Source organism: Ralstonia insidiosa (assembly GCF_008801405.1).
Classification (GTDB): Bacteria; Pseudomonadota; Gammaproteobacteria; order Burkholderiales; family Burkholderiaceae; genus Ralstonia; species Ralstonia insidiosa.
In genome coordinates this window covers 927,613-939,951 of record NZ_VZPV01000001.1, presented here as the reverse complement: position 1 = coordinate 939,951, position 12,339 = coordinate 927,613, and the positions used below count along the sequence as shown (strand labels likewise).

The 12,339-nt window shown below is 60.6% G+C and carries 9 protein-coding genes; 2 read left to right on the top strand and 7 right to left on the bottom strand.

All coding sequences use genetic code 11. The features are described from left to right. Positions 1–259 precede the first annotated feature (259 nt). The 6 genes from F7R11_RS04610 to F7R11_RS04585 form a co-directional block, all read right to left on the bottom strand. Positions 260–697 (bottom strand): hypothetical protein, encoded by a 438-nt coding sequence (locus F7R11_RS04610; RefSeq protein ID WP_151180505.1) that lies wholly within the window; start codon positions 695–697, stop codon positions 260–262. A 53-nt stretch (positions 698–750) separates the two neighbouring features. Next, entirely contained in the window at positions 751–2,730 is a 1,980-nt protein-coding gene (locus tag F7R11_RS04605) for a hypothetical protein (RefSeq protein ID WP_064801516.1), read from the bottom strand. Between the two features lie 64 nt (positions 2,731–2,794). After that, positions 2,795–4,387 carry a site-specific integrase gene (locus tag F7R11_RS04600; protein WP_082932761.1) on the bottom strand — a complete coding sequence of 531 codons (1,593 nt, stop codon included), beginning with the start codon at positions 4,385–4,387 and terminating at the stop codon, positions 2,795–2,797. Then, positions 4,380–5,429 (bottom strand): site-specific integrase, encoded by a 1,050-nt coding sequence (locus F7R11_RS04595; RefSeq protein WP_064801512.1) that lies wholly within the window; start codon positions 5,427–5,429, stop codon positions 4,380–4,382. Before F7R11_RS04595 ends, F7R11_RS04600 begins: the two co-directional genes overlap by 8 nt. A 311-nt stretch (positions 5,430–5,740) precedes the next feature. Then, complete coding sequence (ssb, locus tag F7R11_RS04590) at positions 5,741–6,307, bottom strand: single-stranded DNA-binding protein (RefSeq protein WP_064801510.1); 567 nt, start codon at positions 6,305–6,307, stop codon at positions 5,741–5,743. A gap of 46 nt (positions 6,308–6,353) precedes the next feature. Then, positions 6,354–7,517: an MFS transporter gene (locus tag F7R11_RS04585; RefSeq protein ID WP_064801508.1), complete on the bottom strand. Its 1,164-nt coding sequence runs from the start codon at positions 7,515–7,517 to the stop codon at positions 6,354–6,356. A 236-nt stretch (positions 7,518–7,753) separates the two neighbouring features. On the opposite strand from F7R11_RS04585, the gene uvrA reads away from it, so the two are divergent. Continuing rightward, complete coding sequence (gene uvrA, locus F7R11_RS04580; protein WP_064801505.1) at positions 7,754–10,618, top strand: excinuclease ABC subunit UvrA; 2,865 nt, start codon at positions 7,754–7,756, stop codon at positions 10,616–10,618. Here uvrA and F7R11_RS04575 read toward each other — a convergent pair. After that, complete coding sequence (locus F7R11_RS04575) at positions 10,605–11,360, bottom strand: helix-turn-helix domain-containing protein (RefSeq protein ID WP_064801503.1); 756 nt, start codon at positions 11,358–11,360, stop codon at positions 10,605–10,607. The two genes, uvrA and F7R11_RS04575, sit on opposite strands and share 14 nt — an antisense overlap. A gap of 146 nt (positions 11,361–11,506) precedes the next feature. Between F7R11_RS04575 and F7R11_RS04570 the strand changes: the two genes are divergently transcribed. Next, positions 11,507–12,211, top strand: coding sequence for an O-methyltransferase (locus tag F7R11_RS04570; protein WP_064801501.1), 705 nt, complete (start codon positions 11,507–11,509; stop codon positions 12,209–12,211). Positions 12,212–12,339: the final 128 nt, after the last annotated feature.

Here is a 12,339-nt window from a genome sequence, read left to right as displayed (position 1 = left end):
CTTGAACGCAGCTTGCCTCTCAGCACGACCGACGCAGATGCGCGGTGCGGACCTTTTTGTCCACGAGCCATTTCCGCTTCACGGAGAATGACTTCCACGCTTCTCTTCTGCATAGCGAGGACTGCCGACCGCACGGCCTTATTTGAGCGAGGCACGTTCACCTCCGATTCTTAGATCTATAGCAAGCAGTGTAGCGGAACATGGCAGAAGACAAATATGTCATGCTCGGCGCCGGAACCTCAAGAACACAGACCATAAACTACACACCCGTCGTGTTCTTCCTCAGCCGAGGCTCAACACTCGAAGGCGTCATGGGCCGCAGCGGCGCGTCCAACTGTGCCTCCGTGAGTCCGTGAGCCAGGGCATTCGCGACATATCGCACCAGTCGGCAGTCATACTCACGCAGGACCGCCCGAAGCTTATCGTTCTCCGCACGAAGATTCTGAACACGGCGATCGTCGGCCGGATCGGCTACGCCGCTGCACTTACGTATGACCGCACCGTTCGCTGCTGCCGACACGCCGACGCGACGCAGGTATGCTTCCTTGATGGCGGTTCGCTTTTCCAAAGTCTGGCGAGTCCATGCGACCTGGAAGTGTCGCAGGCCAAGTTGCACGATCTTGTTCCAAGTAACCGTCATCCCCGGGGGGAGCTCATCCACTAGGTGCGCGATGAAGGCGGCCTGCTGGTCCGACAAGCGGGTGTGCGCGCGCGAATAGCGCGCCGGCTTTGCGTTACGCCCCCTCTCCGTCATCGCGTCGGCTCGGTGTAACCAGGCACCTGCACGAGCGTTCCATCAGCGATGGAATCGTCATCGTGAATCTTCAGGATGTGCGACGCTCGCAGGGAAACCAGTTCTTGGTATGCCAACCAATTGTCCGCGCCATAGCTACCATCGTCTTGCTCAGCCTTGGCCAATTGCAACATCAACTGTGCCTCATCAAAAATTTGCTGCGCCCTATGACGCTGTTGCTCGTCGCCCTTCTGAATGAAGTGATCGTTGCAGGTCGTACATTCCCGATGTCGCTCGCACGGCAGTGCGGAAAGGTCTTGCACGCAAACGCCAATATCAGTCACATGGGCCGACGCGACCAATGATTGACCAAACTCGGACCGACGGACTGGATCCTTGATCCGGCGCAATGTTGTGACGGCGCTTCCTGCGGCCTCGCCTCTATCAATTCGATCTCTGACGCGCTTTGCGAGTTGAAATCCCGTCTGGTGGTCATAGGCGGCGTTGTCGTCTATCGTGCGCCGGCCCATCCACCTACTAATCTCAATCTGAGACAGACCACCTTCCTGAGCGAGTGTGTTCAACCAGTGCCGAAACTGGTGAGTCGTCGCCCGCAGAGGGTCGCCTTTCGCATCTACGTATCCGAGGCGGGAGAAAATCGACAGCGTTCCATTCACTGATCTAGCTCCGCCAACGCGATCCGTCAGATAGTCATCGAACTGCCCTTGCATCAGCAAGGTCACCGTGCCGTTTAGGGTCGCGCGACCAGAACCGAAGAAATTGACTCCAACGAGGAATAGGCACTCGTGGAGTCTTTGAGCGTCTTGCTTACGAGGAAACACTGTCGCAGCGGCTGAACGCCGGCACAGCTCCACCTCTAAATCCGACTTAGTAACGGCAGAGACCTGGCCCCGAGCACCGTGCTTCGGTACCGTGGCAAGCCTCGCAAGGTTGATGAACTGCCGCCCCTGTACGTCCGGCCGACCAGAACCTCCGAGGCCGACAGCCGACGCGACTTCGTGCATATCCAGAAGCGCATCGCCAGGCATCGAATGCCAAGGTTCTGGAAGCCGAGTCTTACCAGGGTGTTGGTACATGATGCGAGCGACCTCCGCGAACGGCTCAGTGATACTCATCACATCACGCACCGCGCGCCGCGCGATGTCAACCAGTGGAGTGGGAATCCACTTGATTTGGGTCTCGCGGTGCCCGTTCTTTTCCGGTAGGTAGCGAAGACCATACCGGCTGACAGGTAAGCCATGCCGATCAAGCATTTGCACGCCGGTCGAGTCAATCTGTGGCTCCTCCACCCAAACATCTCGCGGCAGCATGAGCAGTTCATTACATCGGAATCCGCCACACACCAGCAGCTCCACTGCACGTTGACGCAGAAGATCGGGAGGCGACAAGTCTTCGCGATTTGCGATATCGGCCAGAGCGTTGAGAAGTTGCTCCGAAGGCAATTTGCTCTCTCGTCTATCAAAGAACTCTCGGCTTGTACGATCTTGCAGAGCTCCGCCCGCGTGAGAGTCGCGAGGAATTGGGTTGACCCAATTCAGGCGAACCGGCGTCAAATACTCCCTATCCAAGATGCGAGCAATCTCCTGCAGCTTGCATCCAACGCGGTAGGCCGAACTCGCAGCCTCAACACGGCAAGCCGATGCCGCCTCGTCGAAGTCGATTCGCGCTACCCCCGTAGGATGGTCTGCCCTGTTCCTTGCGCTCTCGTATAGATAGCGGAATGCGCGCACCAGAACCATGTGATCGTTCGAGTCCAAAGGCGTGGCCCTGCCCTGTTCCCTCGCACACACAATGGCCCGCAACAACTCCCCAAACGCGGCAGGAAAAGGCTCAGCGTTGTGCTCCGTAACCTTCTTGACGAAATTCTTGTTGAACCAGATTCGATCCCGGCGGCCGCTCGATGCACGCTTGCGCTGACCTAGTTCCCAACACATATCCTCCCAGCCAGCGATGCGAAGTGGGTTATCGGCACGCATTGCGGCGATAAAGGTCTCAAAGTTCGCGGTGGCGCTTCGCTCAGCTGCAGATCGAAGATTTGGGCTACTCACCTTTGCCCCTCGCTAGCATCTGCTGACACTGCTGCACCACCGAGGCGACCGCCGTGATCGTGAGATCCCTAGCTTGCGTCATCTTCGGATCCGCTCCGCGCTGCAAATGCTGATTTCTATCCTCCAGCAATGCGTCGAGCACTGATTCATGCGGCGCCTCAAGCCACGGCTGGAATCTATTGCAGGTGTAGCAAGCGATGGGAGCAGATAAGCCACAGGTTCCATGACTCCCGCATGTCCCGATGCTTTCAAGCTTGCCGTGATGTCTGTCCAGATGCCGCACTCGACTAGCGGGATCATTCCCTCTGTCGGCAACGCCCTCACTCCGCACGATCTTTCCCATGAATGCTTGTGCCCACGGGGCTAGCTGCATGGCGATGGTCTTGTCCAGCTTCGCGACAATGTCGGATCGAGCGTTGTAGTACACCATCACGTGCTGAAGGTCAGTGTGGTCGAGCGCATCAGCCAGCATGACCGGCGATGCGCCATCCTGGACCAATCGCGTCGCAAAGGTATAGCGCAGTCGTCGTGCAGTCAGATGCAGCGGCTCGCCATCTCGTCCCATCAAATTGAGGCCGCTCGATACACGTGCTAACGCCCCACCAAAGTATGCTGTTCTGCATCGGAAGGCTTCCGCCTCAAACGCAGTGCCCAGGAGCGACTCGCGCAGCGTGGCTGTTCGAAACATTGGGGTTGATGGATTGCTACCAAGCAGGAAGCCTTGAAGAAGTGCTCGCGCAGCCCGATTTCGCGACACAACCCGTTCGAGTAGTTGCCCGATCTCCCGACGCAAAGGGCGCGTGCGAAACTGACTGCGCTCTTGTTCGCCAGGTTTCTTAATTCTCGGGACACGTAGCTCGTACTTGATGGTCCCATCCAACATCTGCGTTTGGACCAAGTCCTCCTCGTTTAACAGCTGCAGACTCTTGGGGTTACATCCCAGCGCCATGAACAGCCATGCAGCCGCCAGATCGACTTCGGAGAGCGCATCTGTTTCTGTCGCCTTGCGCATCGACTGATAGAGTCGATCAAACTCCGTACTGTGCAGCGGGCCTCGCTTGGGGTCGTTCCGCAAGACAGCCTCGCCCTTAGGGCCGCCGCCAATGGTGAGACTTTCGAGTTTTGTTGCAACATCGAAGTCGAAGCCTGGGAGATCAGCGTCCGTTGACCAGACGTACCACAATCGGTAACCGTGCAAGGCCCCAACGACCGTAGCCAAAGCGTACTTCGCATTGAGAGCTATACGCAGTCGATTCAGCAGCGCTGCATTGAGCGTAACGGCAGAAGAGAGGTCGACCTTCAACTCATGGGCGACGTTAAAAAAGAGCTTGATTGAATCGAAACGAGCGGAGACCGACGGGGATGATTGGGTGCGGATAAGGTGCCGGATGTGTGCATCGATAGCTACCACGACTTGCCGCCCCAAGGAAGGAGGCAACTGGGACCAGTTAATCGTGTGCTCGGGCCCCACGCGCCAGATATCGCCAGTCACGTCAACACGACGCCCGTCGTGGCCGACAACTTCATCTTGACTACCACGATTGCCTACACTGGTGTCAGCGATACGCCTTGCAGTTCTAGTCATTGTTATTTCGGGCGTCGCCTTGCAGTTTCAGAATGCGCCGGTTAGCGGCCTGCGCAATGGCTTGCTTTCCATATCGTTGCGGCATTGTCGACTTGTTCGACCAGCCCATGGCATATCGCTGCTCTTGCTGCGCCTTCTCAAACTCGATCTGATCGTCGTCCATCATCGATATCCAGCGATCGTTCCAGTCATGTCGCAGCACGTGGTGACACAAGCCACTCAACTCTGGATGTTTGGATCGAAGCGTCTCAATGATCTTTCGATAGCCACGCCCTTCCATGGCGTTGCCGAATCGATTCACAAAAACATATGGATTTCTATTCGCGCGCGGCCATCTCACCCTCACGCAACGCTCCTGCAGCCATCTCTCCAGCGCGTCCGCAAGCTCAGCATCGACATGCAGCATGCGACCGTTCGTCTTTGCAGCAGCGGGGTCCAGCCGCCGATCGTCGGCGTCGTTGTATCTGGGAACGATAAACAACTCCGCGGGCTGGCTGTCGAGATTGAGATCCGTTTTCTTGAGGCCACGAATCTCTCCGGACCTTGCGCCAAGCTTGAACGCCAATAGCAGCAGAGCGTGATTTCTGATCTGCATGTTGGCGGAGAAGGGATTGCCAGGGTCACCTGGTCGAATCACTCTGAGAAACAGTTGACGTTGTGCGTCGAGCAGGCCGTGCCTCTCACCATCGATATGTGACGCATTACCTCGCACTTTCGGGGCAACCGAGCGTGCCCGACGAAGGAAGCGTTGCAGAGCAATGTTTGCGGACTCGCGCGACTGCGGAGGTGAGATCCGTCCAATAACGGGTTCGGCCATCCAAACGATGAAATCCACTGCGGTGGCGTATCGAACTGCGGCCCACGATGGACTAACAATGACTCTGTCCGCTTGTGGCTGTTTTGGGGTCCGGCACTCGTCCGCTAACGCCACCAGTTCCTCGATAGATAGAAATGTCTGCGACGCTGTCCGCGCCACTATGTCGATGCCATGAGAAGAAAGAAAGCGCAGAACAAGTCCTAGAGCATCCAGGCGCTTCCTCATGCTATTTCGCCTGAGCCCCCGGGCACGCAAACTTGTAAGCGTGTATTGGAGAACGCCTTGAACAGGTAGGCCGAGGGGCCCACCTTCGACTAGAAGGGGAAGACGCTCGCCACTCTCCAGACGAACCTCGCGAACAGAGAAGGAATTCACTTCATGCTCCATCGTGTGACGAGGAGCATTCTTTACTGCCTGCAACGTTCCGGCTAGCGATGGCGACACCGCAAAAAAAAGGGCCCTGTAAATTCCTGCCTAACCTATTGATTAGACAGAAATTCCAGGGCCCTCCTTTACACTTCTACGAAAAATTCCGGTTAGAACGGAATATCGTCGTCCATATCCTCAAAGCCATTCGACGGGGCTTGCTGACGGCGTGCGCCGCCGCCCTGGCCACCACCTTGGCCGCCGCTTTCACCGCCGCGCGAATAGCCACCGCCGCCTTGCTGGCTGCGGCCACCACCGTAACCGCCACCACCACCACCGCTGCCGCCGCCTTCGCCGCCGCGCGAGTAACCACCACCGCCGCCACCCTGCCCGCCACCGCCTTCACCGCGGCCGCCGAGCATCTGCATTTGGTCTGCAACGATTTCGGTGCTGTATTGCTTCTGGCCGTCCTTCTCCCACTGACGGGTCTTGAGGCGGCCCTCGATGTACACCGACGAACCCTTCTTCAGGTATTCGCCAGCGATTTCGGCCAGGCGGCCGAAGAAGGCGATGCGGTGCCACTCGGTGGCTTCCTTCATTTCGCCGCTGGCCTTGTCCTTGTAGCGGTCGGTGGTCGCCACGCGAATGTTGGTGACGGCGTCGCCGCTGGGCATGTAACGCGTTTCTGGATCGGCGCCGAGATTGCCGACGATGATGACTTTGTTGACGGACGCCATGATGAGTTTCCGAAGGTAGGTTGAGTGATGCCGCCGTAGGCCCGGTTTAGTGTCGGCGCAATGCCGGCATCCGCATGGGGCTCGCGATTATAAGCCAAGCCAAGGCCAGCCCAGCGCATGTGAAGAACACGGCGCTCTGCCCCGCGTGCAACAGAATCCAGCCACCGCCCGCACCGCCTGCAAACAGCCCCAGCGCCTGTGTCGTGTTGTACACGCCCATGGCCGCGCCCTTGCGCACGCCCGGCGCGTACTTCGACACCAGCGAGGGTTGCGAGGCCTCCAGCACGTTGAAGCCAAGGAAGTACACCAGCAACGCAATCGACAGTGCCGTCAGTGTCGGATGCACCTCACCCAGCGCCAGCTGCGCCACCATGACGAGTGCCACGGCAGACAGCAGCACGCTCTTCATCTTGCCGCGCTTTTCCGCAGCAATGATGGCCGGCACCATCAGCACGAACGACACACCCATCACCGGCAGGTAGATCTTCCAGTGCGAGTCGATCGGCAGACCGGCGGCTTCCAGCATGTGCGGCAGCACGACAAACAGCGCCGTCTGCGTGGCATGCAGGGCAAACACGCCAAAGTTCAGGCGCAGCAGTTCCGCGTTGTGCAGCACTTCGCGGAATGGCGCTTTGACGTGCTCGGGCGGACGCGGCGCATTGGGCACCACCCACAGCACCACGCCGATGGCGATGACGGCCAGCACGCCAATCGCCAGGAACATGCCCGGCATGCCGACCCAACGGAAGATGATGGGCGCGCTGACGATGGCCACGGCAAACGACACGCCGATGCTGCCGCCAATCATGGCCATGGCCTTGGTGCGATGTTCTTCACGCGTCAGATCTGCTACGAAGGCGATCACCGCCGAGGAAATCGCCCCGGCACCCTGGATGGCCCGCCCTATGGCGATGCCCGCCACGCTGTGCGAAAACGCCGCCACCAGGCTGCCCACCGCAAAGATCACCAGCCCCGTCACGATGACGGGCTTGCGCCCGAAGCGGTCCGACAACCAGCCGTAGGGGATATAGAGCACCGCCTGTGTCAGGCCGTACACGCCGATGGCGAAGGCGACAAGCTGGGTGTTATTGCCGTCGGGCAGCGTTTTCGCGAACACAGCGAAGACCGGCATGATCATGAACAAACCCAGCATGCGCAGCGCAAAGATGCCGGCCAGCGAGGCGGCCGCACGCAGCTCAAGGCCGGTCATGCGGCCGGAAGCGGAAGTCATGGATGGGGAGGCGGAAGACATGGTGCGGAAACCGTCACTTTCCAGCAACGGCAAGGACACTGGGGTGACACATGAGCGGCCTTGCCAGTTGCCCCATGTGAGGGCAGGTACCCGCAAAACCGAAGTTCGGTATATTAGCAGGCTTACCCTTTTCCACCCCCTCCGCCTATTGCCGCACATTGCTCGGCTGGCGGGCCGCGAGGCGAAAGCCGCACATGGAAGAAATCAAGATTCGTGGGGCCCGTACCCACAACCTGAAGAACATCAACCTCGACCTGCCACGCAACCAATTGGTTGTGATTACCGGGCTGTCGGGGTCGGGCAAATCGTCGCTCGCGTTCGACACGCTGTATGCGGAGGGGCAGCGGCGCTATGTGGAATCGCTCTCGGCGTATGCCCGCCAGTTTCTGCAGCTGATGGAAAAGCCCGACGTCGACCTGATCGAAGGCCTTTCGCCGGCCATCTCCATCGAACAGAAGGCAACGAGCCACAATCCGCGTTCGACCGTCGGCACCGTCACCGAGATTCACGACTACCTGCGTCTGCTGTACGCCCGCGCCGGCACGCCCTACTGCCCCGACCACGGCCAACCGCTGGAAGCGCAGAGCGTGTCGCAGATGGTCGACGCCGTGCTGGCGCGGCCCGCCGACACCAAGCTGATGATCCTGGCGCCCGTGGTGGCCAACCGCAAGGGCGAACACGTCGACCTGTTTGAAGCGATGCAGGCGCAGGGTTTCGTGCGCTTTCGCATCCGCTCGGGCGGCGGCACGGCACATGAAGCCGAAGCCAAGGTCTACGAAGTCGACAACCTGCCCAAGCTCAAGAAGAACGACAAGCACTCGATCGAGGTCGTGGTCGACCGCGTGAAGGTCAACCCGGAACTCAAGCAGCGCCTGGCCGAGTCGTTCGAAACAGCGCTGCGCCTGGCCGACGGCCGCGCCATCGCGCTGGAAATGGATACGGGCAAGGAGCACGGCTTCAGCTCCAAGTTCGCCTGCCCGATCTGCTCGTATTCATTGCAGGAGCTGGAGCCGCGGTTGTTCTCGTTCAACAACCCGATGGGCGCCTGCCCGCACTGCGACGGCCTGGGCCAGATCACGTTCTTCGATCCGAAGCGCGTGGTGGCCTTCCCGAATCTCTCACTCGCTTCGGGCGCCATCAAGGGATGGGACCGCCGCAACCAGTTCTACTTCCAGATGCTGCAAAGCCTGGCGGCCTTCTATGACGTCGACATCGACGTGCCGTTTGAAGAGCTGTCGCCTGAGATTCAGCAGATCGTGCTTCACGGCTCCGACAAGCAGCAGATTCCGTTCACGTACATCAACGAAAAAGGTCGAACCACGGTGCGCGAGCACGCGTTCGAGGGGATCATCCCCAACCTGGAACGGCGCTACAAAGAGACCGACTCCATCGCCGTACGCGAAGAGCTGGCCAAGTACCAGAACAACCAGCAGTGCCCGGAGTGCCACGGCACCCGTCTGCGCCGCGAAGCGCGCTTCGTCAAGATTGGCGAGGCCGACCAGGCGCGCGGCATCTACGAGATCAACGGCTGGCCGCTGCGCGACGCGCTCACGTATTTCCTGACGCTGAACATGCACGGCGCCAAGCGCGAGATTGCCGACAAGATCGTTCAGGAGATCACCGCGCGGCTGAACTTCCTGAACAACGTCGGGTTGGACTACCTGTCACTGGAGCGCAGCGCCGATACGCTCTCGGGCGGTGAGGCGCAGCGCATTCGCTTGGCTTCGCAGATCGGCTCGGGCCTGACCGGCGTGATGTACGTGCTGGATGAGCCGTCCATCGGCCTACACCAGCGCGACAACGATCGCCTGATCGGCACGCTCAAGCATCTGCGTGATCTCGGCAACTCGGTGCTGGTGGTTGAGCACGATGAAGACATGATCCGCGCGTCGGACTACGTCGTCGACATTGGCCCCGGCGCCGGCGTGCATGGCGGCCAGATCATTGCGGAGGGCACGCCCAAGCAGGTCGAGCAGTCGCCCGCGTCGCTCACGGGGGAATACCTCTCGGGCAAGCGTCGCATCGAGGTGCCCAAGCAGCGCACCGCACCCGATGAGGAGCGCTGGCTGCGCATCATCAACGCCACAGGCAACAACCTGCGGGGCGTGTCGGCGGACATTCCCGTTGGGCTGCTGACGTGCATTACGGGCGTGTCGGGCTCGGGCAAGTCGACGCTGATCAACGACACGCTGTATCACGCGGTAGCGCGCCATCTGTATGGCTCCACGCCGGAGCCGGCGGCGCACGACCGCATTGATGGGCTCGAGCATTTCGACAAGGTCATCAACGTCGATCAGTCGCCGATCGGCCGCACGCCGCGCTCGAACCCGGCCACGTACACGGGGCTGTTCACGCCGATCCGCGAGCTGTTTGCGGGCGTGCCGTCGGCCAAGGAGCGTGGTTACGACCCGGGCCGCTTCTCGTTCAACGTCAAGGGCGGCCGCTGCGAAGCCTGCCAGGGCGATGGCGTGCTCAAGGTCGAGATGCACTTCCTGCCCGACGTGTATGTGCCCTGCGACGTGTGCCACGGCAGGCGCTACAACCGCGAAACGTTGGAGGTGCTCTACAAGGGCAAGAACATCACCGAAGTGCTGGAGATGACGGTGGAGCAGGCGCACGAGTTCTTCGCGCCCGTGCCGGTGGTGCGCCGCAAGCTGCAAACGCTGCTCGATGTGGGCCTGGGCTATATCCGCCTCGGGCAATCGGCGACGACGCTGTCGGGTGGCGAGGCACAGCGCGTGAAGCTGTCGCTGGAGCTATCCAAGCGCGACACCGGCCGCACGCTCTACATCCTGGATGAGCCGACCACCGGCCTGCACTTCCACGACATCGAACTGCTGCTCAAGGTCATCTACAAGCTGCGCGACCACGGCAATACGATCGTCATCATCGAGCACAACCTCGACGTAATCAAAACGGCGGACTGGTTGCTCGACCTCGGTCCGGAAGGCGGTGCGGGCGGCGGGCAGATCATCGCCAAGGGCACGCCCGAGGATGTGGCCAAGAGCAAGGCGAGCTTTACGGGCAAGTACCTCGCGCCGTTGCTCAAGCGGAAATAGGATCAACTGCGGCCGGGGTTCTTGCCAGTGCACTGTATGCCGAAGGCGTGAGCCCGCACGCCTGCATCCAGGCGTGGTTCAGATGCGCCGCATCGAAGAAACCCGCGGCCAGTGCAGTTTCGGTGACAGTCTCGTCGCAATGCCGCAGGCGCTCGCCTGCGGTCACCAATCGCAACGCCTGGCGCACCAAGCCAAAGCTCAAGTATTCCCGTGCCAACGCACGCTGCAACGATCGCGCTGCGCAACCCAACGCCTGCGCGCAATCGCTTAGGCTGTCAGCGGGTGCGGCTTGCAGGTGATCCATCAGGTCGACAACGCTCGCGGGTGCGCCCAGCGTCTGCGCCAGCGCGTGTATGCCCATGGCCGGCGGGCGGCGCGAGGTCAACAGATCAAGACAACCGGCGATGACTTCGGCGCGAAATCCGACATCCCGCACAGACAACGCCGGCAGGCGCCGCAGGCGCCCGTCTGGCTCAACGTGCGTCGAAATGCCTAGCCGCGCGCCCGCGTTAAAACCGTTCCAGCGCGCGCGAAAATCCGCTGCGTCCCGCGCCTCGCGCAGCAAGTTGGAGACCGGGTTGATGTCGTGCGCAAGCTGTTCAGCCAAGCGCTGCTCAAGACGCGGAGACGCCCAACGCTGCGTGGCGGCCACGCTGGCTGCATGCGCATACGCCGCGTGACTGACAAATCCGCAGACCACCGCGCGCATCGCCTGCCCGAACGCCTTCTTCGGCTCAGACATGGGCAACACCGCTGCATGCAGGAGGTGATAGCTCTTCCAAGACGGCAAAGCGAAGGATGTGGTCATAGATGGCGTGTTCTTACAAGCCGGGGCGACCGACGCTGCGCAGAATCGAGGCTTCGCTCAACTACGGAATGAGAAGCCGCATGACCGATCTACAACTGAACCTGCCCTGGCACGCGTCTGACCCAGTTGCCATGACGCTGGCGACACTGTACGCGCAAACCGTGCGCACCGATCCAGCCATCCGCGACATGGTCGAGGGCGCGCGCGGCCTGACCGAAACCGATGACGGCTTTTACGCGGCCATGCGCGAGGCCTTCATGCCGGTCACGCCCGACTTTGGCGCCTTGCTCTACCAGTTGATCCGTGCCACCCAGGCGCGAACCGTCGTGGAATATGGCACCTCGTTTGGCCTGTCGACGCTCTTCTTGGCCGGTGCACTGCGTGACCTCGGCGCCGGCCACATCATCACCACCGAGATCGAGCCAGCCAAAGCGGCACGGGCGCGCCAGCATTGGGAGCAAGCTGGCGTTTCTGATCGCATCACGTGCCGCATCGGCAACGCCCGTCAGACACTAGCCGCTGATCTACCTGCCACCATTGATTTCGTCCTGCTGGACGGCGCCAAGACTGATTACCTCCCGGTGCTCAAGTTGCTTGAGCCACGCCTGCGCGCGAGCGCCTTGATTTGCGCCGACAACACCGGCATGACCGGTGCCCGCGCCTTTGTCGACTACGTAGAAGACCCCGCCAACGGTTACGTGAGCGCAGCACTGGGTACGCTGGCGCTAAACGAATTTCATCCGACTCGCTTGCTGATGTGGCGCGGCGCCGGCGGCCACGCATAGCCCAACGCAAAACGCCCGGGTAATCTGGGCGCTCGCTTGTTGGGATGCGCTCGTCATCATTGAGCACACCTCAACGTGATCAAGCCGGCGGACTGCCTACTGGCGACGCGGGAGGCGGATAGCTCATC

Excerpts from the sequence above, each read along its gene's own strand:
- F7R11_RS04575 (WP_064801503.1), bottom strand. The coding sequence starts at position 11,360 with ATGTCTGAGCCGAAGAAGGCGTTCGGGCAGGCGATGCGCGCGGTGGTC.
- F7R11_RS04585 (WP_064801508.1), bottom strand. The coding sequence starts at position 7,517 with ATGACCGGCCTTGAGCTGCGTGCGGCCGCCTCGCTGGCCGGCATCTTT.
- F7R11_RS04605 (WP_064801516.1), bottom strand. The coding sequence starts at position 2,730 with ATGCGTGCCGATAACCCACTTCGCATCGCTGGCTGGGAGGATATGTGT.
- F7R11_RS04595 (WP_064801512.1), bottom strand. The coding sequence starts at position 5,429 with ATGAGGAAGCGCCTGGATGCTCTAGGACTTGTTCTGCGCTTTCTTTCT.
- uvrA (WP_064801505.1), top strand. The coding sequence starts at position 7,754 with ATGGAAGAAATCAAGATTCGTGGGGCCCGTACCCACAACCTGAAGAAC.
- ssb (WP_064801510.1), bottom strand. The coding sequence starts at position 6,307 with ATGGCGTCCGTCAACAAAGTCATCATCGTCGGCAATCTCGGCGCCGAT.
- F7R11_RS04600 (WP_082932761.1), bottom strand. The coding sequence starts at position 4,387 with ATGACTAGAACTGCAAGGCGTATCGCTGACACCAGTGTAGGCAATCGT.
- F7R11_RS04570 (WP_064801501.1), top strand. The coding sequence starts at position 11,507 with ATGACCGATCTACAACTGAACCTGCCCTGGCACGCGTCTGACCCAGTT.